The organism is Haloarcula pelagica, assembly GCF_030127105.1.
GTDB classification, from domain to species: domain Archaea; phylum Halobacteriota; class Halobacteria; order Halobacteriales; family Haloarculaceae; genus Haloarcula; species Haloarcula pelagica.
In genome coordinates this window covers 2100188-2122989 of the sequence record NZ_CP126161.1, presented here as the reverse complement: position 1 = coordinate 2122989, position 22802 = coordinate 2100188, and the positions used below count along the sequence as shown (strand labels likewise).

The 22802-nt window shown below is 66.9% G+C and carries 28 protein-coding genes and 1 tRNA gene; 9 read left to right on the top strand and 20 right to left on the bottom strand.

Features of this window, described 5'->3' with window-relative positions; genetic code table 11:
* Positions 1-26: 26 nt before the first annotated feature.
* Genes P1L40_RS11155 through P1L40_RS11140 form a run of 4 tightly spaced genes read right to left on the bottom strand, consistent with a single transcriptional unit; the run spans position 27 to position 2982 of the window.
* Positions 27-1133 (bottom strand): aminotransferase class V-fold PLP-dependent enzyme, encoded by a 1107-nt coding sequence (locus P1L40_RS11155; protein WP_284007032.1) that lies wholly within the window; start codon positions 1131-1133, stop codon positions 27-29.
* A gap of 38 nt (positions 1134-1171) precedes the next feature.
* On the bottom strand, positions 1172-1516 hold the full coding sequence (locus tag P1L40_RS11150; protein ID WP_284007030.1) for a fluoride efflux transporter FluC: 345 nt from the start codon (positions 1514-1516) through the stop codon (positions 1172-1174).
* Positions 1513-1905: a fluoride efflux transporter FluC gene (locus tag P1L40_RS11145; RefSeq protein ID WP_284007029.1), complete on the bottom strand. Its 393-nt coding sequence runs from the start codon at positions 1903-1905 to the stop codon at positions 1513-1515. Before P1L40_RS11145 ends, P1L40_RS11150 begins: the two co-directional genes overlap by 4 nt.
* 48 nt (positions 1906-1953) lie before the next feature.
* Entirely contained in the window at positions 1954-2982 is a 1029-nt protein-coding gene (locus tag P1L40_RS11140; RefSeq protein ID WP_284007028.1) for an ATP-binding protein, read from the bottom strand.
* Between the two features lie 75 nt (positions 2983-3057).
* Here P1L40_RS11140 and P1L40_RS11135 point away from each other — a divergent pair, with 75 nt between their 5' ends.
* The gene (locus tag P1L40_RS11135) at positions 3058-3501 is read left to right on the top strand and encodes a DUF7382 domain-containing protein (protein ID WP_284007026.1); all 444 of its coding nucleotides are present in this window, start codon (positions 3058-3060) and stop codon (positions 3499-3501) included.
* On the opposite strand, the gene P1L40_RS11130 is transcribed toward P1L40_RS11135, so the two are convergent.
* A complete protein-coding gene (locus tag P1L40_RS11130; RefSeq protein ID WP_284007025.1) occupies positions 3498-4226 on the bottom strand; it encodes a protein-L-isoaspartate O-methyltransferase family protein in 729 nt (242 codons plus the stop codon). The genes P1L40_RS11135 and P1L40_RS11130 overlap by 4 nt on opposite strands.
* An 87-nt stretch (positions 4227-4313) precedes the next feature.
* Between P1L40_RS11130 and P1L40_RS11125 the strand changes: the two genes are divergently transcribed.
* A complete protein-coding gene (locus tag P1L40_RS11125) occupies positions 4314-4826 on the top strand; it encodes a hypothetical protein (RefSeq protein WP_284007017.1) in 513 nt (170 codons plus the stop codon).
* On the opposite strand, the gene P1L40_RS11120 is transcribed toward P1L40_RS11125, so the two are convergent.
* The 3 genes from P1L40_RS11120 to P1L40_RS11110 all read right to left on the bottom strand — a co-directional run bounded on the left by P1L40_RS11120 (position 4818) and on the right by P1L40_RS11110 (position 7158).
* Positions 4818-5441, bottom strand: coding sequence for a protein-L-isoaspartate(D-aspartate) O-methyltransferase (locus P1L40_RS11120; protein WP_284007015.1), 624 nt, complete (start codon positions 5439-5441; stop codon positions 4818-4820). The genes P1L40_RS11125 and P1L40_RS11120 overlap by 9 nt on opposite strands.
* A 1-nt stretch (position 5442) precedes the next feature.
* A complete protein-coding gene (locus P1L40_RS11115) occupies positions 5443-6096 on the bottom strand; it encodes an HVO_0476 family zinc finger protein (RefSeq protein ID WP_284007013.1) in 654 nt (217 codons plus the stop codon).
* 108 nt (positions 6097-6204) lie between these two features.
* On the bottom strand, positions 6205-7158 hold the full coding sequence (locus tag P1L40_RS11110; RefSeq protein ID WP_284007012.1) for an aminopeptidase: 954 nt from the start codon (positions 7156-7158) through the stop codon (positions 6205-6207).
* Positions 7159-7325: 167 nt separating this feature from the next.
* On the opposite strand from P1L40_RS11110, the gene P1L40_RS11105 reads away from it, so the two are divergent.
* Complete coding sequence (locus P1L40_RS11105; protein WP_284007011.1) at positions 7326-8390, top strand: type II glyceraldehyde-3-phosphate dehydrogenase; 1065 nt, start codon at positions 7326-7328, stop codon at positions 8388-8390.
* 34 nt (positions 8391-8424) lie between these two features.
* On the opposite strand, the gene P1L40_RS11100 is transcribed toward P1L40_RS11105, so the two are convergent.
* Positions 8425-8916, bottom strand: a complete 492-nt coding sequence (locus P1L40_RS11100) for a metallophosphoesterase (RefSeq protein WP_284011065.1) — start codon at positions 8914-8916, stop codon at positions 8425-8427.
* An 87-nt stretch (positions 8917-9003) separates the two neighbouring features.
* Between P1L40_RS11100 and P1L40_RS11095 the strand changes: the two genes are divergently transcribed.
* Positions 9004-9252 (top strand): DUF7533 family protein, encoded by a 249-nt coding sequence (locus P1L40_RS11095; RefSeq protein ID WP_284007010.1) that lies wholly within the window; start codon positions 9004-9006, stop codon positions 9250-9252.
* On the opposite strand, the gene P1L40_RS11090 is transcribed toward P1L40_RS11095, so the two are convergent.
* Entirely contained in the window at positions 9243-9917 is a 675-nt protein-coding gene (locus P1L40_RS11090; protein ID WP_284007009.1) for an RNA ligase partner protein, read from the bottom strand. The genes P1L40_RS11095 and P1L40_RS11090 overlap by 10 nt on opposite strands.
* 74 nt (positions 9918-9991) lie before the next feature.
* On the opposite strand from P1L40_RS11090, the gene P1L40_RS11085 reads away from it, so the two are divergent.
* Positions 9992-11107 (top strand): RNA ligase, encoded by a 1116-nt coding sequence (locus P1L40_RS11085; protein WP_284007008.1) that lies wholly within the window; start codon positions 9992-9994, stop codon positions 11105-11107.
* Positions 11108-11125: 18 nt separating this feature from the next.
* Here P1L40_RS11085 and P1L40_RS11080 read toward each other — a convergent pair whose 3' ends face one another.
* Genes P1L40_RS11080 through P1L40_RS11070 form a run of 3 tightly spaced genes read right to left on the bottom strand, consistent with a single transcriptional unit; the run spans position 11126 to position 13729 of the window.
* Entirely contained in the window at positions 11126-12967 is a 1842-nt protein-coding gene (locus P1L40_RS11080) for a UvrD-helicase domain-containing protein (RefSeq protein ID WP_284007006.1), read from the bottom strand.
* Between the two features lie 54 nt (positions 12968-13021).
* The gene (locus tag P1L40_RS11075) at positions 13022-13321 is read right to left on the bottom strand and encodes a DUF7521 family protein (protein WP_284007005.1); all 300 of its coding nucleotides are present in this window, start codon (positions 13319-13321) and stop codon (positions 13022-13024) included.
* 51 nt (positions 13322-13372) lie between these two features.
* A complete protein-coding gene (locus P1L40_RS11070) occupies positions 13373-13729 on the bottom strand; it encodes an ArsR/SmtB family transcription factor (RefSeq protein ID WP_419181179.1) in 357 nt (118 codons plus the stop codon).
* A gap of 150 nt (positions 13730-13879) precedes the next feature.
* On the opposite strand from P1L40_RS11070, the gene P1L40_RS11065 reads away from it, so the two are divergent.
* The gene (locus P1L40_RS11065) at positions 13880-14341 is read left to right on the top strand and encodes a PadR family transcriptional regulator (RefSeq protein WP_284007002.1); all 462 of its coding nucleotides are present in this window, start codon (positions 13880-13882) and stop codon (positions 14339-14341) included.
* Positions 14342-14478: 137 nt separating this feature from the next.
* Here the strand turns inward: P1L40_RS11065 and P1L40_RS11060 are convergent, their stop codons facing one another.
* The 5 genes from P1L40_RS11060 to P1L40_RS11040 form a co-directional block, all read right to left on the bottom strand.
* Complete coding sequence (locus P1L40_RS11060) at positions 14479-14658, bottom strand: HVO_0416 family zinc finger protein (RefSeq protein ID WP_284007001.1); 180 nt, start codon at positions 14656-14658, stop codon at positions 14479-14481.
* Positions 14659-14811: 153 nt separating this feature from the next.
* Positions 14812-15144, bottom strand: coding sequence for a hypothetical protein (locus tag P1L40_RS11055; protein WP_284007000.1), 333 nt, complete (start codon positions 15142-15144; stop codon positions 14812-14814).
* Positions 15145-15273: 129 nt separating this feature from the next.
* The gene (gene rdfA / locus P1L40_RS11050; RefSeq protein ID WP_284006999.1) at positions 15274-15891 is read right to left on the bottom strand and encodes a rod-determining factor RdfA; all 618 of its coding nucleotides are present in this window, start codon (positions 15889-15891) and stop codon (positions 15274-15276) included.
* 41 nt (positions 15892-15932) lie between these two features.
* Positions 15933-17891 carry an archaea-specific SMC-related protein gene (locus P1L40_RS11045; protein WP_284006997.1) on the bottom strand — a complete coding sequence of 653 codons (1959 nt, stop codon included), beginning with the start codon at positions 17889-17891 and terminating at the stop codon, positions 15933-15935.
* A 631-nt stretch (positions 17892-18522) separates the two neighbouring features.
* Positions 18523-18626, bottom strand: a tRNA-Ile gene (locus tag P1L40_RS11040).
* A 136-nt stretch (positions 18627-18762) separates the two neighbouring features.
* Here P1L40_RS11040 and P1L40_RS11035 point away from each other — a divergent pair.
* Positions 18763-19971, top strand: a complete 1209-nt coding sequence (locus tag P1L40_RS11035; RefSeq protein WP_284006996.1) for an inorganic phosphate transporter — start codon at positions 18763-18765, stop codon at positions 19969-19971.
* Here the strand turns inward: P1L40_RS11035 and P1L40_RS11030 are convergent.
* A complete protein-coding gene (locus tag P1L40_RS11030; RefSeq protein ID WP_284006995.1) occupies positions 19964-20395 on the bottom strand; it encodes a universal stress protein in 432 nt (143 codons plus the stop codon). The genes P1L40_RS11035 and P1L40_RS11030 overlap by 8 nt on opposite strands.
* A 401-nt stretch (positions 20396-20796) precedes the next feature.
* Positions 20797-21489: a hypothetical protein gene (locus tag P1L40_RS11025; RefSeq protein WP_284006993.1), complete on the bottom strand. Its 693-nt coding sequence runs from the start codon at positions 21487-21489 to the stop codon at positions 20797-20799.
* A gap of 79 nt (positions 21490-21568) precedes the next feature.
* Between P1L40_RS11025 and P1L40_RS11020 the strand changes: the two genes are divergently transcribed.
* Both P1L40_RS11020 and P1L40_RS11015 read left to right on the top strand, forming a co-directional pair.
* Positions 21569-22015, top strand: coding sequence for a 6-pyruvoyl trahydropterin synthase family protein (locus tag P1L40_RS11020; protein WP_284006992.1), 447 nt, complete (start codon positions 21569-21571; stop codon positions 22013-22015).
* Entirely contained in the window at positions 22015-22797 is a 783-nt protein-coding gene (locus P1L40_RS11015; RefSeq protein WP_284006990.1) for a 7-carboxy-7-deazaguanine synthase QueE, read from the top strand. The genes P1L40_RS11020 and P1L40_RS11015 overlap by 1 nt, the downstream gene beginning before the upstream one ends.
* The last annotated feature ends 5 nt before the right edge of the window (positions 22798-22802 follow it).

The window sequence follows — 22802 nt, the reverse complement described above, 5'->3', positions numbered from 1 at the left end:
GACGGCGAGGACAATGAGCGTGGGGGCTACAGCGCGTCGAGCAGTCGGTCCACGTCCTCGGCGGTGTTGAACGCGTGGACCGACGCCCGGACGGCGCCCTCCGGGTGGGGGAGCGACCGGACGACGACGCCGGCCTCGCCGAGCCGTTCGACCGTCGCCTCGGGGTCCTCGACGGCGAAGGTGACCAGCCCGGACTCGTACTCCTCGGGACTCAGCAGTCGGTCGCCGAGCCCCGCTTTCAGCCGGTCGGTCAGCCGCTCACCCCGGGATTGCACGGTATCGAGCCCGATCTCCTCGATCGTCTCGATCGCCTCGGCCAGCGCGACGTAGGGCGCCGGCGTGGTCGTCCCGACCTCGAAGCGCCGGCCGCCGGCGTGGTACGTGTACTCGCTGGCGCCGGGGTCCTCGACGCTCCGGTAGCCGATCCGGGTCTGTCGCAGTCGGTCGTGGCCATCCGGATGGACGTACAGCATGCCGGCGCCCCACACCCCCAGTAGCCACTTGTGGCCGGCACAGGCCACGAAGTCCGCGCCCCACTCGGTCACGTCGACCGGGTGGTGCCCGACCGACTGGACGGCGTCGACGAGCACCTGTGCCCCCGCGTCGTGGGCGATGTCGGTGACCTCGGCGACCGGGAGTCGGGTGCCGTGAGTCCAGGTGAGCGAACTCAGGACGACCAGCCGCGCGTCCGCGACGGCGTCTTTCAGCGCCGCCGTGTCGAGTCGTCCCCGCTCGGTCGGGACGACCCGAACCTCGATGTCGTGCGTGTCGGCCAGCCGGTCCCAGGGGAGTGTCCCAGCGGGGTGTTCGAGATCGGTCCGTACGACCACGTCGCCCGGCTGGAAGTCGATCGCGCCGGCGACGAGACTGATCCCGTCGGCGGTGCTACGGGTGAGCGCGAGGTCGTCGGTCCCGGCACCGAGGAAGTCGGCGGCCACCTCGCGGGCGGCATCGATCGCGCCAAAGCCCATCTCGTAGGGGTCCTGTGGGCCGTGGCCCTCGAACTCGTGGCGTTCTATGAAATCGGTCGCCGCCTCGACGACGTGGCGCGGGCTCGGGCCGCTCGCGCCGGTGTTGAAGTAGGTACACTCCTCCAGTGCCGGGATCGACCGACGGAGCTCGGCAGGGTCCATACCGGGTGCAGGTCCGCCGGCGTCTTGAGCCCTGCGCGCTACAGCGCGGCCCCGACTGCACTACCGACCAGAACCCCGACCAGGGCGGCCCCGAGCATCCCGCCGGCGTAACCCGCCGCCGCGCCGAGTTCGTCGTTCTCCGCTAACTGGACCGTCTCGACCGCGAACGAGGAGAACGTGGTGAACGCGCCACAGAAGCCGGTCCCGGCCGCCACCGTGACCGGCTCACCGACCGGGGCAGTGACGAGCAGGCCCAGCAGGACGCTCCCGAGGACGTTCACCGCGAACGTATCAAGCAGGTCGCGTTCGAGCGTCCGGGACAGGGTGTACCGGGCCAGCGCACCGACCGCGCCGCCGACACCCACCAGGAGCAACGGATTCACGACAGCCACCCCGCGAGGAGCTGCCCGCAGACGACCGCGGCGAAGCCGAGCCCGTAGTTCGCGGCGACGTTCAGGGCGGCGAGTTCGGGACCGAGCCCGCTTGTCTGGACGGCGAAGGTGCTGTAGGTCGTCAGCGACGAGAGGAAACCCGTCCCGACGAGCAGTCTGGCACGCGTGGTCAACACCTCCCGGGCGCCCGCGTCGTAGACGACCGCGCCCAGCAGGACGCTCCCGAGGAGGTTCGCGGCGAGTGTCCCGGTGATCGGGTCCTGCAGGACGGCGATCCCCGGCGTCGCGAGGGCGATGGCGTGTCGGAACGCGGCCCCGCAGAACCCGCCGACGGCGACCAGCGCGAGCGGCCCGGCCCACTCGTCGCGGAACCCACTCATTACCTGGGGGAGGCCGTCCGAGTACTCCTGCGTTGCGGTCGACGCCCGTCACGGATCGACGACGGCCGAGGCGCGCGGACTCCCACCGCCGTGTGGCGTCCGGCGCTCGCGCACCCGGACGTGGTGGACCGACTCAGTGGTGTCGTCGACGACGAGCGCCTCGCCGGGCGCCTCGGGCAGCCGCGTCGCCCAGTCGCCGTCGAGATACGTCGGGTGTGCGGCCGCGAGCGCCTCGATGTCGGCACGGCTGGTCAGCCGGTGGGTCAAGTGGAGGTCGGCCTGTGACACCGCGACCGTCGGCAGCGCGCTCGGGCGCTGTGTCGCCAGCCAGAGACTCACGCCGGGCTGGTGACCCCGGGTGACGAGCCGGCGGAGCGGGCCGGCGGCGACGCCGTCGGTGAACGCGTGGGCCTCGTCGACGAGCAGCCAGGGGAGCCGCGTCGTCGTCCCGTCGACCCGTCCCTCGTACAGAGCGGTCGCGACCGCGGCGAGCACCGCGCTCGCGGGCCGTCGAGCCCGGCCGGAGAGGTCGAGGACGGTCGCGCCCGGGCCGTCGAGCCCCGCTGCGTCTAGCCCGTCCGGATCGAACACGTCCCAGTCGGCCGCCAGTGCGAGGTGGTTCGTCGTCGCGCGTCTGATCGACCGGTCGGCGTCGGCGCTCTCGACCCAGCGACACATCGCCTGGAGCGTGTCGTGCCGGCTGGCCGCCCGCCAGAGGAGGCTCCCCGCGCCACGTTCGGGGTCCAGTCCGAGCAGTGCACACCACTCGCGCGGAGCGAGCGAGCCGGCCCGGACCCGTGGCTCGACGACGGTGGCCGGCGTGTCCCCCGCCGCGAGCCCGGCGAAGCCGCCCATCGGGTCGACGACGACCGGTGCGACGCCGTCGCTCTCTGCCAGCGCCTCCGCGAGGACCCCCAGGGTGTAGCTCTTTCCTGTCCCGCGTTTCCCGACGACCAGTCCGGCGTGGGGGCCGTCGAGATCCAGATCGACGCGGGCGCCGCGGCTCCCGTCCCGCGCCCGGTAGTGACCCAGCCGGGCCGTCGGCCCCGATTCCCCCTCGCGTCCGATGACGACCATGGCGGGGCTGGCCCCGGCTTCGTATTTGAACGCTGGGCCGAGGGTTCAAGTACCAACCCGGGACCAGGACGCTCCATGTTCGACGCCCTGTGGCGGGACGAACGTGGTATCGAAGGGCTGCCGATCCGGCTTGTCATCGCGCTTGTCGTCGGCGTCGCCTGCATGAGCGTGATGATGAGCACCATCTCGGGCATCCAGACGCTCCAGGTGACCGAAGTCGACGTGCAACCGGCCCCGGAGGTCACGAAACCCGGGAGCAGCTCAGTCGGTGTGACCGTCGTCGATCCGGACGGGGCGCCGGTCGCCGACGCGACGGTCGTCGCCAAGAGCGGGACGGCCACACTGTCGTCGGTCAAGACCGCAAAGACCGGGTCCAGCGGGACGGCGTCGCTGTCGCTGTCGCCGTCGCTGGGTCCGAATCAGGACGAGGGGACGGTGGTCTTCGAAGTGAAACCGCCGGCCGGCAGTAGCTACCAGGATAACCGAGCGAACACCGATCTGCTAGTGGTGAGCTCCTAGTCCCAGTCGATCCACTCGTGTTCCCAGCCCGGTCGGGTCTCGGCCGCCTTGCGCGCACGTTCGCGATCCTCCCGGTGGGTCCGGTTGCGTTCGACGGTGTCGGCCTGCTCGCCCTCGACGAGCATCGGCGCGAACGCGACACCCCCCAGGCGCTCGGTCTCCCCGTCGGCGTCGACGATCGTCAGCGTCTGTTCGCCGGCGCCGAGGGGCATCACGAGTTGTCCATCGGGAGCCAGTTGGTCGACCAGCGAACGGGGCGGACTGATCGCGGCGGCCTCCAGCAGGATGCGGTCGTAGGGCGCGTACTCCGGCAGTCCGTCGGCGCCGTTTCGGCGGTCGACCAGCACCGCGTCGTAGCCGGCCGTGGCCAGGTTCGACCGCGCCTCGATGACCAGCCGCCGGGTGATGTCGACCGCCTGGACGTTCGCGGCACCGACCCGCTCGGCCAGCACCGCGGCGGTGTAGCCGACGCCGGCACCGACGACCAGCACGTCGTCGTCCGCGGCCGGCCCGAGCGCTTCCAGCAGGCGTGCTGCGGTGCTCGGCGAGAGGACGCGGGTCCCCATGACCTCGAACGGCCGGTCGGAGTAGGCCTGCTCCTCGGGGACGAACGCCTCACGCGGGACCGACCGCATCGCCGCCGACAGCCACGCGCTCTGGACGGCACCCTTGCTGTCGTGTTGGAGGCTGTCGACCATGTCGTCCCGCAGCACCGCAGTGTCCATACCCGTGGGTTCGCGTGGAGCTATATGAATGACGCGGCCCCGGCCACCGACACAAGAGTGACCCGGCGGCGGTGTGAACAGCCGGCCATGCCAGGGACCCCGGACCCGGCGCTCGGTAGCGACACGCTGACGCGGGCCGTCTCGATCGTCGCGTCGGTGGTCGTCCTCGCCGGACCGTCCGTCATGGCCGATCGGTGGCCGCCGCTGTGGTTCGCACTCGGCGTCGGCATCGTCTACGCCGGTGGCTGTCTCGGGTGTTGGCTGGGGGCTCGGTTAGTGACCGGGGCGTTCCCGAGCGGACTGGTCGATCGCCCGATAGCGGTGCTACCCCTCGTCTTCGGCGGAGTCGCCGTCCTCGGGATACAGGCTGCGGTCCCGGTCTACGGATACGCACGCTACGGCGTCGTGGTCCCGCTGCTCGCGCTCGCCGTCGTAACGAACCTCGTCGTCTACACGTTCCTGCAGGTTCGTGGCGAAACCGACCCGCTGGGGTTGTACGCGCTCTTTTTCGGTCCGGCAGTGGTCGTCGGCCTCGCGGTGCTGGTCGGGCTTGAAGTCGTCGTCCGGCGGTTCGTCCTCGCCGGCTGGTGGCTACTGTAACGGGACGAACCGGACCGCCCCGTGTGCCTCGCGTTCGAGCGAGCCGTCGGCGCGGCGTCGGACGCGAACGAGTCGCTGAGGTTCGTCACCGAGCGGGGCGAGCACCAGCCCGCCCGGACGGGTCTGGTCGACGACCGCTCGCGGGAGTTCGGGGGCGGCACAGGTGAGATACGCGCGGTCGTAGGGAGCGTGGTCGGGCCAGCCCTGTTTGCCGTCGCCGGCACGGACCGACACGTCCTCGTAGCCGGTCGCTGTCAGGCGCTCGCGGGCTGTGTCGGCCAGCGAGTCGTGGTACTCCACGCTGTAGACGTGTTCGGCTCCGACCAGTTCGGCCGTCACGGCAGCGTGGTAGCCACAGCCGGTCCCGATCTCCAGCACGCGGTCGCCGGGCCGAAGGTCCAGAAGCGTCGCCATGATCGCGACCATGTGTGGCGCGGAGATCGTCTGGCCCTCACCGATGGGCAGCGGGCTGTCAACGTAGGCACGGTTGCGGCGCTCGTCGGGGACGAACTCGTGTCTGGGGACCGTCCCGATCGCGTCGAGAACCCGTTCGTCGTCGAGTCGGTCCTGGCTCCGGAGTCGCTCGACCAGCGCCGCGCGGGCCTGGTCTGTCATCCTACCAAGCCGACCACGCGGTCGTCGACTCGTCGCGGACGTACAGTCGGTTGATGTCCTTCGCGACGGCGCTGTCGCCCTCGTAGTCCAGCTTGTCGAAGTCGTAGCCGTGGGCGTCGTCGCGGATGTGGAGCCCCTCGACGGTGAACTCCTCGTCGCCGAAAGCTTCGGTCTCGCCGACGCGGAACTCGTAGTCACCGGGGACCTGGAGCTTGAAGCTCTCTGTCTCGTCGTGGCGGCCGTCCTTGGGGTGCATCGTGACGTTGACCGCGACGTTGCCGACCGCACGGGACCAGATGGTCTCGACGGCGTCGACCGGGGCGTCGTCCTCGCGGCCCTCGTCGGTCTCCAGGCTCGTGATCCGGGCCGTCACGACAGCTTCCTCGGTCTCTAAGAGGAACTCCTCGCCGACGGCGAGCTGTTCGTCCTCCGGTACGTCGACCCGTGCGGTGAACGATTCGCCGTCCTGAGAGACGACAACGTCCCGGGGCACGGTCGTCTCCTCGGGGAGCTGTTCCTTGTGGACGTGGTCACACTCCGTACACCGGACCGTGACCTGGCCGCCGTCTTTCAGTACTTCGTGGACGGTCTCCAGGTCGGGCGAACAGGCGGGACAGGGGAGGCCGAGCCGCTCGCCGGGTGAAACTGTAGTCATACCTCCGCGTTGACGGGCCGAGCGTAAATGGTCGTCGCCACGTCCGGCCTCGTGTGGGCCGCTGGCACGACCGGCGGCGCGCTGCGCTCTCGTGTCGTCGCCGACCGATCATTCGGCGGACGGGAGGTCGATCGCCTCGCCGTCGGCGTACACCGTGGGTTCGGTCAGGATGCCGTCCAGGTGGATCGGTGCGTGGGTGTCCCCGCCGATGGCGTGGTCGTCCCCGATGGCGATGTGGACGGTACCTGCGGCCTTCTCGTCCAGTAGGACCGAGCCGACCAGTTCCGTGACGGCGACGTTCGTCCCGATACCCAGTTCCGCGAGGTTGTAGGCGTCCCGGCCGACCGCCTCGGCGGCCGCCTCCAGTTCCGCCCGAACGTCGGGGTCGCCGACCTCGGTGACGGAGCCGTCCGCGACCTCGAACTCGAGGTGTACGCCGTCCAGTTTCCCGTGGGGACGCATCGTCCCGTCGACGACGAACCGCCCGTCTGCGGTCTCGGGCGCGAGGAACACCTCGCCGGCCGGGAGGTTCGACATCTCGCCCGGTTCGTGGACGATGCCGGTGTCGAGTTGCCACTCTCGGCTACCGAGACCGAACGTGATGTCGGTCCCCTGTGGCGAGGTGACTCGGATTTCGCTGGCGTCCCGGACCTGCGCGAGCACCGCCTCGCAGTGTTCGCGGATGCGCTCGTAGTCGGCGTCCAGTCCCATGAGGAAGACGCCCTCGGTGATACCCGGCAGCGTCGCGACACGGGCGCCGGCGGCGTTTGCCTCGCTGCGGGCCTCGGTGTGGCTCAGGCTCTTGGTCGTCGGTGCCAGCACCACGTCGGCGGTCCGCATCGCGCCGGCGACCGGCGCAGGAGGCTCCTCGCCGTGTTGGTCACCCGGCGGGTACCGGACGAAGACGGTGTCGTCGGTGATCTCGGCAGCGACCCGGTAGAGCGCCTCGCCGATGGCTTTCCGTTTGTCGTCGGTGACGACCGCACACGATTCGTCCGGCTGGAGGTTCAGACACTGCGTGACGGCCGTCTCGGCCGGGCGCCTGAGCGACGAGTTGTCCATACCGACGGCTGGGTCGGGAGCGGATTAACTCTTGGTACGGGAATCGAACGAACCGGTACCGCCGGGCGTTGTGTCGTGGTACCAGTGCCCGATAGTACAACGATCCGAGTTAATTTCTATTATTATTAACCGCAAAGAATATCCCCCTCTCCCGAGAACCATCGACTATGCTCCATGTGGGCATCAACGGCTTTGGCACGATCGGCAAGCGGGTCGCCGACGCGGTACGTGCCCAGCCCGATATGGCCGTCGCTGGCGTCTCGAAACGGACACCGAACTTCGAGGCGACGATCGCACACGACCGCGGCTACGACCTCTACGCGGCCGGCGAGGACGGCGGGGCGTCGTTCGACGCCGCCGGCCTCCACACCGACGGGACGGTGCACGATCTCGTCGCGGCGAGCGATGTCGTCGTCGACACGACGCCCGGCGGGGTTGGCGCGGAGAACGCCGACCTCTACGCCGACCACGACACGCCGGCGATCTTCCAGGGCGGCGAGGACCCCGACGTGGCCGAGATGAGTTTCAACGCCAGGGCCAACTACGAGTCGGCGCTGGAGGCCGACACCGCCCGCGTGGTCTCGTGTAACACGACCGGCCTGTCACGGCTGTTTGCCCCACTGCGCGAGCGGTACGGCATCGAGAAGGCCCGGGTGACGCTGGTCCGGCGCGGGGGCGACCCCGGCCAGACCAGCCGCGGCCCGATCAACGACACGCTGCCCGACCCGGTCGAGATCCCCTCCCACCACGGTCCCGACGTACAGACCGTCTTCCCGGATATCGACATCGACACGATGGGCATGAAGGTCCCGACGACACAGATGCACACCCACAGCGTCAACGTCACGCTCGACGCCGATCCCTCGGCCGCCGAGATCAGGGACCTGCTGGCCGAGGAGTCGCGGCTGTTCCTGATCCCGGAGACGCTCGGTATCGACGGAGCGGGCAAGCTCAAAGAGTACACCCGCGACGCCGGCCGGCCGCGGGGCGATGTCTGGGAGAACTGCATCTGGGCGGAATCGGTCACCGTCGAGGACGGTGACCTCTACCTGTTCCAGGCGATCCACCAGGAGGCCGACGTGGTGCCCGAGAACATCGACGCCGTCCGGGCGCTGTCGGGCCGGACCCCCGACGCCGCCCGCAGCATCAGCCGGACCGACGAGGCGCTGGGCGTCGGGCGCGGGCTGGTCCAACACGGCGGTGCGACCGCCCGTCGGACCGCCGACGACTGAGCCGCCCCGTGCTGTTCGGGACGGCACTCGTTGCTTATCCCAGTTCGTGGAACTGCAAGTCGCCGCCGTCGGTATCCAGTGTCGCGACCGAGAAGACACCCGGCGCCGGCGGGATGGCGATACCGCCGGGGTTGACACGGACAGTGCCCTCGTAGGTCTCGGTACCGCGCTCGTGGGTGTGGCCGTGGAAGACGTAGTCGTAGTTGCCACACTCGACCAAGGCGTCGACGATGGCACCGCTCGTGCCGTGATACACCGCGACCTCGCTGCCGTCGAGTGTGATCTCGCCCATCTCACCCAGGTACGTCCCGAACTCGGCGACGGTCGACTCGACGGCCCACTCGCCGTCGTTGTTCCCGCGGGCGGCGTAGAACGTCCAGTCGCCGTCGAAGGGGGTCACTGAGAACGGCGCGACGAAGTCGCCACAGTGGACGACCGCCTCGACACCTTCCGCGGTGAAGGTCTCGACCGCCGCCTCGACCAGATCCAGGTTGTCGTGTGTATCGGAGACGATGCCGACGTGCATATCCGTCGGTTCCGTCGCCGGCATGAAGAACGTACTCCCTCGGCCGTGGCGCGAGGCTTTTCCCCCCGCAGGGGCAATCTCACTCCAATGGCAGGAGGCATCCTCGATACGATCGGCCTGCTGACGGTCGTCGTCTTCGCGATCCCCGTCGCGCTGTTCGGCGCCGAGCACCTGCTCCGGGGCGAGTTCGTCGCCGGCGTCGGCTTTCTCGCGATCGCCGCCGGGATGGTCGCCATCGAGCAGTACCTCGTCACGCCGACGGACCTCCCGTCGATGGCCGCCGAGAAGACCGTCGGTGCCGTCGCCAAGACCGACGAGGACGACGATCAGGACTGATCGCGCCAGCGGTCCGGGTCGTCGGCGGCCAGATACTCCCGGAGCAGCGACGGGAAGGCCCGCCCCTTGAGATACCGGAGCCCGAAGTCCTCCGCCCAGTTGATGATCCCCTGATCCTCGGTGACGACGCCGGCGTCGAGTTCGCGCGCCAGGATCAGCAGATCGAAGTCCTCACGCGAGTCCAGCACGCCCTGCCGGAGCGTCGTCCGGTACTCGTCGCGGAGGTCCGAGATGACCTTGTCCACCTCGGTCATGTGGTCGTGTTCCTCGACGGCCTCGGCCCGTGACTCCTCGGCCTTGCGGACGGCCTTCTCCGAGACCCGCAGGCCACGGTCGACGCGGTCGGACATCTCGTCGATGAACGTGTAGACCAACTCGGCGGGGATCATCACCTCGTAGTGGGCCGGCGATTTGGTGATGACCCAGGTGTCGAGTTTGGTCAGCACCTCGTCGTCGACCGACCGGTCTTCGAGCATCGTCGTCAGTTCGTCCTTGATCGACGGGGGCATGTAACAGGAGATGTTGTGGATCTGTTTCGCCGCCGCGATCAAATCGAGCAGCTCCAGACAGGCCGCGTCGAGGTCCCCGTCCGGTCCGCGTATCTCCGTCGTGAGAAACAGCGACGTATCGAGCACGAACCGTTGTTTCAGCGGGCGGTCGGCCATACCCCCCGGTACAACGCCGACGACCAAAGGCGCTCTGCCGGCACCGTTTTGTCTATCGACTGTCAACAGTTGGCATGGGCGGTGACTGGACGAGCGCGCTGGACCTGGCGGGAACCGACCCCGCGGACCTCGAAGAGCACTTCGAGCGCGAGTGGTTCCGCGGCCGGGAGTACCGACACCTCTCGGCGGCCCGGCACGGCATCGAACGCGGGACTGCCGTCGTCGACGGCGTCGTCGTCCGTGGCTACCCCTCGCTCCCGCGTGCGCTCGTGCTCGACCCGACGGTCCCGGAGTTCTTCGACGGCCCGGTCGCCGTCGAGGAGAAACTCAACGGCTACAACGTCCGCCTCGCGCGTGTCGACGGCGACCTGCTGGCGTTCACCCGCAGCGGGTTCGTCTGTCCGTACACCACCGACATCGTCTCAGAGACGGTCGACGCCACGGCGTTTTTCGACGCTCACCCGGAACGGATGCTCTGTGGCGAACTGGTCGGGCCGGAGAACCCCTACACGGCCCACGACTACGACGACGTGGACTCGGCGGCGTTCTACGTCTTCGACGTTCGGGACCGCGAGAGCGGGGCGCCGATGCCCGTCGAGCGCCGCCGGGACTGCTGTCGCGAGTACGGGCTCGACGCGGTCCGGGAGTTCGGGACCGTCACGCCCGCGGCCGCCGTCGACACCGTCAGGGAGGCGATCCGGCGCCTCGACGCACAGGGGCGCGAAGGCGTCGTCATGAAGTCGGCGGACGGCCGGCGGGCGCTGAAGTACACCACCAGCACGATCCACCGGGCGGACCTCGCACACGCCTTCGGACTCCCTTTCGACTACGGCCGGGAGTTCGTCTTCCCGCGAATCCTCCGCGAGGCGTTCCAGGCCGTCGAGTTCGACGAGTCCGACGCCGAGGTGCGCGAACGCGCCCGGCGCCTCGGCGAAGCGGTCCTTACGCCGGCCGTCGAGACCATCCGGGCGGTCGAAGCCGGCGATCCGGTGGGCGAGACCCACACCGTCCGTGGCGACCCCGAAGCGATCGAATCGTTGCTGTCACACTTCCGGGACCAGGGGCTGGCGCTACACGTCGAACGGGACGACCGCGAGGACGGCGAACGAGTGGTGACGTTCACGAAGGTCGCACACGCGACCCGGGACAAGACGGAGTACTACCTGGCGGGCGGGACCGTCGACGAGTGAGTCGACGGGGCCGCGCCCTCAGTCGGCCGCGAGCGGTTCGCTGGCCTCGTCGAGCAGTTCCTCGATGGAACGCTCGCTGGGTTCGTTCTCCAGCAACACGTCGATTGGCAGCGTCGGCGCGCCGTCGACGAGGTTCTCCAGCAGGACCAGCCGTTCCCGGGCGCGGGACATCCCGACGTAGAACACACGCCGCTCGTTGTCGGTCAGGGTCGGCACGGGGCTGGTGTGTTTGGTGAACTCGTCGACACCGGGGACCTCGATCCCCTTCTGGTCGACCGTCGCGGCCATCTGCTCGACGACCTTCTCGGTGAGGTCGGTCGCGACGAAGACGTGGTCGGCCTCGCGCCCCTTCGCGGAGTGGATGGTGCCCACGCGGACCCGGTCTGCGTCCATCCCGCGGTAGTCGCCGGTGAAGTAGGCGTCGACGGTCCGCTCCTGGAAGTTCGTCACCTTCCGCAGCATGTCCCCGGCCGAGGCGGCGTCGGGGACGAACGGGACGTGGTCTTTGACCACGTCGGGCGAGATCTCGATCTCGGCGATGTCGTCTTTGACGTGGTTCTCCTCGATCGCCTCCAGTTCGTCGAAGAAGTCGTCGCGCTCGCCAGTCCCGAAGGCGGAGTCGGCGAGCATGTCGGCCAGCCGCCGGGCCTCCAGCACGGAGAGGTGTTCGTCGTTCTCGACGGCCTCGACGCCGCGGACGTACTGTGTCAGCCGATCGGTCCACATCCGCTGGTCGGTCAGACAGGAGAAGGGGATCCCCTCGTCGATGAACTCGTCGATGAACTGGAACATCTGGTAGCGCGCCCGGAAGAGGACCATCACCGTCTCGTCGGACTCGGCGACGGTCGCCTTGACGTTGCGGGCCAGGTCGAACATCGAGGGGTTGGGGACCGCCTCAACGCGGCCGCCCTCTTTGCGCGGGTTGAGGTCTTTCTCCTGGCGTTTCTCGATGTGGCGCACCTCGCGGTTGACCACGTTGAGGATCTGGGAGGGGAGCCGGTAGGAGTTGGGCAGGATCTCGTCTTCGGTCACCTGCTCTTCGAGCAGCAGGTCCGGGTCGGCGCCCTGCCAGGCGTAGACGACCTGGTCGTCGTCGCCGGCGATCAGTACCCGCTTCATGTGGGGTTTCCACTCCTGGTACACGTCGTACTGCAGCGTCGTGATGTCCTGAAACTCGTCGATGATGAGGTAGTCGACGCTTGGCAGCAGCGACCGCTGGGCGACCCGTTCGAGCATGTCCGCGAAGCCGATCACGTCGTTGTCACCCTTGTAGGTGCGCCAGCCCCGGATCGCCTCTGGCACGTCGACGCGGTCGTCGTCGGTCGGCCAGGTCGGGGTGTACTTGTTGCCCGTCTGTGCGTTGTCGTCGATCTCCGGGGGCAGGCGGACCTCCTCGTCGTCCCACTTGAACGGCACGTCGTACCAGTCGGCCACGTCACGCCGGGTCCGCTGGAGCCACTGGCTCGTCGCGATGATCTTGTTGCCAAGCGTCGTCGAGCGGGCCGACCGGCGCCGGGACCCCTCGTACTCGTCCTCGTAGTCGATCCCGAACTGGTCACAGAACTCCTCCTTGTCGTCCTCGCCGACGACATCGCCACGTGAGAGGTTCAGCAGTTCGTAGGCCTTCGCGTGCATCGTACAGACGTTGCCACGGAGCGCACGCGGGGTCACGTCCAGTCGTTCGGCCAGACGCTCCCGGACCTCCGCTGCGGCCGCGCGAGTGTAGGACACCACGAGTACGTCTCGGAAGTCGACATCGTCGTCTTCCAGCAGCTCGTCGACACGGTCGAGGAGGGCCGTCGTCTTCCCGCTGCCGGGCCCACCGAACAAGCGGACGACCTCGGTGGTCGGTTCAGTCATTGAAACGACAATGGGGGCGCGGACGGATAAACGGCGTGCTTTCCCGAGCGACCCTCACCGGTACAGCGAGACGTACAGCATCGAGAACCCGATGATGAAGGGGACGGTCTCGGCCATCTGGAAGAACACCCGCACCAGGGCGCCGACGTTGCCCGCACCCAGTTGGGTGATGACACTGGAGATGGCGACACCCATACTGATGAAGGCGAACCCGACGAAGGCGTACTGCAGTCGTTCCGAGGGGCGTTTGCGGTACGCCTGGAAGCTGATGAGCGTGATCCCGAGCGTCAGTCCGAACACCACCATCCGCATCAAAACGAGCACACCGCGCGCGATTGCGACACCCTCGGCCATCTTGTCACCTCTGTTTGCCGACCGGGGTGGTAAACGTTCGCGTCATCGCCGTCACTCGGGGTTGAGTTCGTCCCAGAGCTGGCTGAACCGGTCGGGGAGGTTCTCCTCGCGATAGATCCGGACCTTGTACTCCTGATCTTCCAGGGAGATGACCGTCGACTCGAAGTTGGATTGATACACCTTGTAGTGGTTGCCGTCCTCGGCGACGAGCGTCTGGTCTTTGATCAGGTCGTACTCGTCAAGCATCTCGATGCGGCGGTACACCGTCGGGAGGGAGAGGTCACACTCCTCGGCGAGTTCCTTGGCCGACTGGGGCTCCCGACTGATAGCGGCCAGCACGCGCCGTGCGTGCTGGTCGCCGATCGTGTCGAGAATCTCTTCGATGCTCTTGTCGTCCGGCACTATCATGCAATTCTCCCGGGACAGTAAAAGGGTTTCCGAGCGCCGAGGTCCTTTCAGGTTCAGAAAACACTACCGCGTATATATGCGACTGGCAACGGAAGCTCTGGGCGTGGATCACGTTCAGGTGAGACGATGTCCGGAGAAAACCTCCGTCGCATGACGACGGACAAGACCTTGGGCGAGACACCCGACGAGCAACTGACCCCTCTCGGCGGGACGGACCGTCCGGGACTCGACAGCGGCGCCATTCCGGAGCTGCTGTTGGCTTCGGTCGTCGACGATGTCGCCGACGGTGAACTCACCGTCGACGACGGCCTCGTGACCCAGAGCCTGGACGAGATCCTGCTCGCGCTGATCGCGCTGGCCGACGACGAGACACACGGCACCGGGCTCATGGAGGAACTCTCGCGGCTCTTCGATGCGGACCTGAGTCCGGGGACGGTGTACCCGCGTCTGCACGACCTCGAAGCCGAGGACCGACTCCGGATGCACGAACTCGTGCAGACCAAACAGTACTCGATCGACGACACGGCAGCCGCCGAGTCGATGATCGAGGAAGCGATGTGTCACCATCTCGCGATCGGACTGTTCCTCCACGCGTCACTGGACGCGGTCTAACGCTCTCTCCCCGAGGTCGATCCGGCGGCCCCTGACCCCGGCTGCCGGGCTCGACCCACGTTCTCTCGGAACCGATCGAGTGCTGTCGCTGGTAGCCAGCAGTCGACGGAAAAGCCGCGATCAGTGGGGCGAAACCGTCAGTTTACGGGTGTCCACCCACACACCGAGCACTCTGTCGCCGCAGTTTCGTGGAGACCGCCGCAGTCGGGACACTGCTTCTTGTTGTAGCTCTCCTCCCACTCGGCCACCTCGACTTCGTGGCCCCGCTGGGAGAGGAACTGGTCGAACATATCGTCACTGCTCGGTGCGGACGCCATACGTGATATGCTATACCACACCAGCATATAGGTCTACCGATACTCGGAAACATTTGCCGACGCCGGTCGCTCCACGACCGTTTCGACAGCGAGAAGACTCGTCTATGGGTGTCTACGTCGGGCTCAAAACAGGACCGTGCGGCCGCTCGACAGCTAGCTCTCCTGTAACGCCGGGCCCGGCTTCCAGGTGTTGCCCTCCAGGACGACCAGATCGTACCGTTCCAGCACCTGTAGCGTGTCGACGACGGCCTGGGCGTCGAACGACACCGTCATGTCGTCCGGGAGCTGCTGGGCGATCGCGCTCCGGGTCCCGCCGTTGATCCGGACGACAGTCTCCAGCAGTTGTTCGAGGTCCCCCAACAGCGGGTTGAGATCCGTTCGCCCACCGTCACCGGAGTGGAGCTTCGACATGACTTCCTCGTAGTCGCCGCTGAGTTCCATCGAGACGGACACTTCTTTCTCGTCTACGTCCTGGTTCTCGCTCATTGTTCCCGGTATGAGTCCACGACACCAAAACAATTACCATCGGTCCACGATCGGTTGACGTGTCTGCCGAATACGTACCTCGATCCACCCGGAATAGGGACAACCGCGGCGGCGACCGATCACGGCGGGTTACGCCTGTTGGCAGGGACAGCCGCCCTGTTCGAGGAACTCGGCGACCGAGTACTGTGTCCCGCACTGCTGGCACAGGACTTGCGCGTCGAGGAACACCTCGAACTCGTCGATGTCGATCCGGTCCGTGTCCCGGAGCTTCTCGATCCGCTCCTCCGTGACCGAGAGCGTCCGGGTCATCAGCCGCTGGATGCTCTCTAGGTCTTTCTCGATTTTCTCCTGATCGCTCAGCCCCTCGTACTCCGCGCCGCGCCACTCCTTGAGGTACGATCTGATCGCCTGATAGGTGACGAAGTCCCGTTCCAGGTCGTCGACATCGATCCCGTTCCGTTCGAGGCGGGTCCGGGCGTCGGTCCTGACACCGGTACTGACATCGTCGCCGGTGAGGTTCTCGTACGTCGTCCGGACATCGCTTTCGAGGGCGCTCAACCCGGCGTCGAGCAACGCCTGTTCGAGCAGCCGCTTGTTGAAAAACTCCGCGAGGTCACGGAGGCTCATCCGCTCGACGCCCTCGCCCGTCCAGCGTGCTTCCAGGTCGGCCCCGAGTCCCTCCAGTCCGTACTCGTCGATGAGGCGTGCGACCTTGCTCGCTGGCCGATCGTCCGGTGTGTCTGCCATCGTAGGTTCCCTTACGAGAATAGCGCCAAAAGGCTACTGAGTCAGATCGACGTGATGCGGTGGAACTCCTCGTCCAGCGCCTGTGCGTCCTCGGGCAGCAGCGCCACGACGAGGTACTGTGCGTAGTCCGAGAAGTACTCGACCAGTTCGGCGATCCGGTTCGAGTCGATCGCCTCCAGCGAGTCGAGCAGCATGAACGGCACGATCTCGTGGAGGTCGTGGACGAGATACCCCGCCAGCGCGAAGATGAGTCCGGTCACCTCCCGTTCGCTCTCGCTCAGGTGTTCGATGGTGTCCTCGTAGGCCGCCCCGTTCTCGGTCGTCCGGACGATGTGGAGCTCGAAGGCCGTCTTGTCGACCTTCTGGCGCCCCTCACGGACGGTCCGTTCGACCCGCTCGATCCAGATCCGTTCGAGGTTCTCGTACTCCATGATGTCGAGGATCGCGTCCATGTGCTCGTTGAACTCCTCGACGGCGCCGGCCTCGATCTGGTCGATCTTCGTCCGCTTGTCGGTGAGCTGGTCGACCAGTTCGTCACGCTCGGCCCGGAGGTCGTCGGCCCGGTCCAGCATCGCCTCGATCTCCTCGATCTCGTCGGTGACCGAATCGAGGTCCGACTCCAGACTGTCGATCTCGAACTCCAGTTGGTTGGCCTCCTTGTGCAGGGAGAGGATGTCGTCGAAGTCCTCGGATTCGAGGTTGTCGACTTCGGTCTCTAGGGACTCGACCTCGTCGGTGAGCGACTCGCGGCGCTCTTTCAGCGACTCGATCTGTTCCTCGCGCCGTTCTAGCTCGGTCTCGATGTCCTCGATCTGTCCTTGAACGTCGTCACGGCGCCGCTGTTGCTGTTCGGCCTCGCGCTGTTGGCTCTTGAGGTCGTCCAGTTCGGACTTGAGCTCGTTGAGCGCCTCGACTTTCTCCCGGCGCAGGTCCTGCAACCGGGTGACCGTCTCCTCGATCTGTTCCCGTTCGACCGTCGAGCCACACGTCCAGCAGACGACCGACTCCTCGTCGTCGGCCAGCAGTTGGTCGGTGACGGCGTCGGCCGTCGCCTCCTGCTCGTCGTCGAGCGACTGGACGACGCCGTAGTCCCCCTCTTCGAGGCGCTCCTCGTTGTACTGGATGAGACTCTGCAGGTCGGAGATCTCGGTGTTGAGCGACTGGCGTTGCTCGCGCAGGCGGCCGATCTCGTCGTCGAGATGCTGGTGTTCGCCCATCGGCGTCTCGGGCAGCTCCGCGAGCTCCGAGTCGAGCTCCTGGCGTTCCTGCTGTAGCGAGGAGATGCTCTCCTCCTGGGTCTCGATCTGGCGACGAACCGACTCCAGATCCGACCGTGTCGACCGGAGTTCGTCGAGCTTCGCTTCAAGCTCTTCCTGTTCTTTCCGACTCTCCTCGATATCGCGACTGTTCGAGTCGATTTCGTCTTCTTTTTCGGCTAGCTGATCTCGCTTCTCGGAGATACTGTCTCTAATATCGCCCCGTCGCTGTTCGAGGTCGGGAAGGTCCCGCTTTCTCGACTCTATCTTGGCTATTTCGTCGTTTATTTCGCCTTTTTGTTCTTCGAGCTGCCGGATATCTCGCTTTATTTCGTCGATATCCACCGGTCGCATGATGATCTCGCGCAGGTCGTCGCCGCGCGCGACCGACCGGCGTGCCTCGTTGGTCTCCAGGAGGAACGCGAACACGTCCGCGACCGCCGGATCGTCGAGGTAGCTCTCGCCCTCGAACTGGACGGTGCCGCCGGTCCGTTTCAGCCGCCGTTCGTACGACTCGCCGCCGATCGACAGTTCGACACTGCCCGTGTCGGCGTCGCCTTTCAGTGTCGCCTGGTCGCTCCCCATCGCCGCCATGATCGACTGGAGAAACGAGGTACGGTTCGTCGCGTTCTTGCCCGTGAGAACCGTCACACCCGGCGGGATGTCGACGCTGGTCTCGCCGATTCCACCGATGTTCTCGACCTGAAAGTGTGCGACATCAGTGGACTGTTGAGACATGCCCATACCTCCGTCCTTGGGCCCGACAATAAAAAACCATTCCATCGCCCGCCAACAGATCCGCACAGACCGATATGGATAACACACGTACTTCCGTTATTTATTTGGAATAGCTACGAGCGAACGCTAACTCGGATCCGAATAAATCCGATTTCGTCACGAAATCCTCAGTAGTCGGACCTCGTGAGAGATCGATAGCCAATTTTCGAGTTTTATATTTCAATCTTGTATATAGGGACACATACCACGGCTTTTCTTTCTTTCGAACGCATATACGATACTATAACCCCGATTACAACCACATATTTGGATAAATCTTCGAATATGTTTTTATATTTGTCCTACTTATCTCCATAAATCCGATCCGAGCACCAGGCAGTCCGTGTTCGAACGATGGCTCGTCCGGGAGTCACCACATCCCGAGTTCCCTGTGCTGCGACGCCGTGATCGGTGCTCACTCTCGATCGTGGTCCAGAACGGTGAGGTTGTCACCTGTCAGGGTGAGCGTCTCGTCGTGACGGCGGAACTGGATGGGCCCTGCCGGACTGTGAACCGTCTGCAGACTCACTGCGTTCGTCTGCCGGGGTTCAAATCCGGCAGTTCTCTCACACACGCTCGCTTCGCTCGGGGTGTTCGATGGGCCCTGCCGGATTTGAACCAGCGCTCAATCGGTTTCCCACGCCAGCGGAGGCCCGCCGACGATATGAGCCGATCGCTTTAACCAGACTAAGCTAAGGGCCCCTGTGTACGTGCGTTCTGTGGTGTCGCCCTTTAGCCTATCGGGATGGGGCCTCACGGCACGAACGCTTTTCGCCCGGCGGCCGAATAGCACGCCAATGGAACACAGGTTCGACTGCGTCACCAGGGTGGGTCCGTGATGGCGACGCTGGGCTTTTGGGTGTTGGTCGGCCTGGCGACGCTGACGGGGCTGGGAACCGCCTGGGCACTGGGTGCCAACAGCAACTCGCCGCCTTTTGCCCCGGCGATCGGCGCCAACGCCATCTCGACGATGCGGGCGGCGTTTCTCATCGGAATCCTGGCCGCGCTGGGCGCGCTCACCCAGGGGGGAAGCATCTCGGAGACGGTCGGGTCGGGACTGATCGCGGGAGAGCCGATCACCTCGCTTGCCGCGACGGCGGGCCTGCTGACCGCGACGGCGTTCATGGCCTTCGGGGTGTACTCGGGCTATCCAGTCCCGGCGGCCTTCGCGACGACCGGGGCGATGGTCGGCGTCGGTCTCTCACTGGGCGGGGCGCCGGTGTACGACACGTACCGGGAGATCCTCCTGTTTTGGGTCCTGGTCCCGCCGGTCTCGGGCGGGCTGGCGTACCTGACGGCGACGCTGTTGCGTCGGGACGATATCCCCGAAACTGTCAGCGTCCCGGCACTGGCGGCAGTGGTCAGCGGGATCGTCGCCAACGTCCAGTTGAGTGTCATCCCCGCAGCGCCGGGGGAGACACAGGCGTCGCTGGCGGGCTTTCTCGGACGGTTCGTGACGACGCCGGCGGTCGCCGGCCTCGAACTGGACGTGCTCGCGGCGACGCTGCTCGCCGCACTCGGCGGGTTCGCGTTCATCCGCCGCCGGACGCTCGACTCGATCGACCGCGGCGTGAAGACGTTCCTGGTCGCACTGGGGAGCGTCGTCGCGTTCTCCAGTGGCGGGAGTCAGGTGGGACTGGCCACCGGGCCCCTGGAGAACCTCTACCGGGTCGAACTGGGGCTGCCGGGGGTCGCGCTGCTGGCGATCGGTGCGAGCGGGATCCTCGCGGGCGCGTGGATGGGCGCGCCGCGGCTCCTCCAGGCGACCTCGCGGGAGTACGCACAGCTGGGAATCCGTCGATCGATCGCGGCGCTGGTCCCCGGGTTCGTCATCGCACAGGTGGCGATCGCGCTGGGAATCCCGATCTCGTTCAACAACATCATCATCTCCGGGGTCATCGGCGGCGGACTCGCGGCGGGATCGACCGGCGTCTCCCGGCGGAAGATCGGCGTGACGCTGACGTTCTGGGTGCTGACGCTCGGCACGTCGGTCGGCATCGGCTTCGGCCTCTATCGCGTGCTCGCGACCGCGCTGGGCGTTACCTGACGACGGTGACGGTCACCGGCGCCTCGCTGACGACGGCCGTCGCGACGGTCCCGAGGAGTCGGTCGACGAGGGACGGATCGGTCCGTCCGTGCCCGCCCATGACGACGTGATCGACGGCGTTTCCGTCGACGAACGCGAGGATCGTCTCGGCCGGGTCGCCGGTCTCGACGGCCGTCTCCACGTCTCGATCGGCCGCGCTGGCCGCCGTCCTGGCCCGATCGACGAGCGTCCGGGCACGGTCGTGGGCCTGCCGCTGGCGGCGCTCGCCGGCGCCGACGACGCCGCCCTCGCTCATCCCGTCGTCGAGCGGTGTCACGACGTTCAGGACGGTGACGCGACAGTCGAACGTCTCCAGTGCGTGTGTCAGCGCCGCGTCGGCCAGCGGCGACCCGTCCAGGGGGACGAGGACGTGCTCGGGTGCCATACGGTCGCTTGGCCGGCCGCGTTCAATACTCCCCCGCTCGGACCGAGCCGGTGGCCCGTGACCGGAACTATTTACTCGGTCTGAAAATAACATATTTCGTAGGTTATTTACTGTCTCGGCCAGTCGAGTCGGATGGCAGGCGAACGGGCTGTGACTCGTATCCCATCGTCGGACACCTGTCCCCCGACGACTTGCCCCACACGCGGGGCTCGATACCACTGTACCCAGACCGTCCCTGCCGTCGTCAGTCAGCCACGAGGCACACTCCGTGCCAGAGCGGTGCCTCGTCCACCAATACCACCGATTGCCTTGTCCGTCGGTGCACGCCGCTGTCGGCGTGTACCATCCCCCCATTCGACACGCTCGCCAGCGGCGCCGGACAGCCGCGCCGGGGCGGTCGCTCACTCCTCGAAGACGTGTTCAACGTCGGATTTAGCCTCCGGGATGACCCGCTGTTCGGCCCGCCGCATCGAGCGCAGCGCCTCGTCGGTGAACTCGACCTGGAGCGACGGGAGCGCTCTGGCGAGCCCGCCCAGCACCTCGCCCGGATCGATCTCCAGTTCGAAGACGAACGCGTCCCGATGCTCGCGCAGGGGCGTGCTGTACTCGAAGTGGCGTTCGACGATGTCGATGGCCGCCTCGTAGTCGTACACCTCCGCGACGGCGGGCCAGAACTCGTCGCTGTCGGCCGCGATCAGCGGTGCGATGTCGTCGCCGAAGGTCCGCTGGCGGGCCAGCAGCGTCTCGCGGATCTGTTCGCGCCGGTCGCCTCTGATGCTGTCGGCCAGCGAGTTCCAGTAGATGTCCCGAGCCAGCACCTCGTCGGCGTGTGCCTCGAAGGTCGCCTCGGAGTCGGCGGCGTAGTCGAGCACCGGCTCGAACTGAGCCATGATCTCGCGTTGATACTCTCTGAGTTTCGGGCGGACGACGTGGCGCTCCAGGGGGCGGCTGTTCTTCAACAGCTTGCTCACGGCTTTGCTCCCGCCACCGCGGGACCCGCGGAGGACGGCTGCCACGTCGAACGCCGCGTAGGTCTCGTCGACGAGGTCCGAGAGATACCGCTCGAACCCGTCTTCCACGGCACGTCTTGTCACACTACTCTCTCCGGGCTCCACCACCCTATCCCTTACGCCGGTCCGATCGATTTATCCCCGCCTCGGATAATCCTGTGGTATGACCCAGCGAGTATCGCGTTCCGATCCGATCGCCGACGCGGGCGAGCGGACTCTCGTCGTCGGCGGTGACCGCCCCATCAGAATCTCGGCGGGCCACCGCCTCATGCACCACGACGGGAAGTGTTCGCGCCCGCACGGGCACAACTACGAACTGACGGTCCGGCTCACCGGCCATCTGACCGACGAGGGCTGGGTCGTCGACAAGGGGGAAGTCACCGACGCGATCGACGCCTGGGACCACCGGTTCCTGCTGGAGGCGGGCGATCCGTTGATCGACGCCTTCGAGGAAAGCGGGGACGGCGACGCGGTCGTCGTGCTGGAACGGCCGCCGACGGCGGAGGTCATGGCGACGGTCCTCGAACGGCGACTGGCCGATCGGCTGCCCGACACCGTCTCCGAGATCGCCGTGACGGTCCGGGAGACCGGCGAGCTCTGTACCCGCTGATGCCCGTCGCGAGTGACGCCGACGCGCTGGAGGGCGTGGCGACCGCGTCCGCGGAGACGGCCGACGCCCTCCCGATCAACGAGCTGTTTTGCTCGCTCCAGGGCGAGGGTCGGCTGGCCGGCACCCCGTCGGTGTTCGTCCGGACCAGCGGCTGTAACCTCCGGTGTTGGTTCTGTGACTCGTATCACACCTCCTGGGAGCCCACCGGCGACTGGTACGCGATCGAGGACCTCCTCGACGCCGTCGCGGGGTACGACGCCGACCACGTCGTCCTCACCGGCGGCGAACCGCTCGTCCACGACGCCAGCGCGGACCTGCTCGACCGACTGGCCGACCGGGGGTATCACACCACCGTCGAGACCAACGGGACGATCGTCCCGGACGCCCCGATCGATCTAGCCAGCGTCAGCCCGAAACTGGCCTCCAGTACACCGACGCCCGACCGCGACCCGAAGGGAGAGGGCGAGTGGGCACGGCGTCACGAGAACCGGCGCCTCGACGTGGACGCGCTCGCGGCGCTGGTCGAACGATACGAGACGCAACTGAAGTTCGTCGTCACCGGCCCCGAGGACATGAGCGAGATCGAGGCGCTGCTGGAGCGGGTCCGCGCTGCCGCTGACGACCCGGTCCCCGACGACAGCGTCCTGTTGATGCCGGAAGGACGGACCCGGGACCGACTCGACGAGACCCGCCCCGTCGTCGCCGACCTGGCGCTGGAACACGGCTACCGGTACACGCCCCGGCTCCACGTCACGCTCTGGAACGACGCGCCGGGCACCTGATTCCC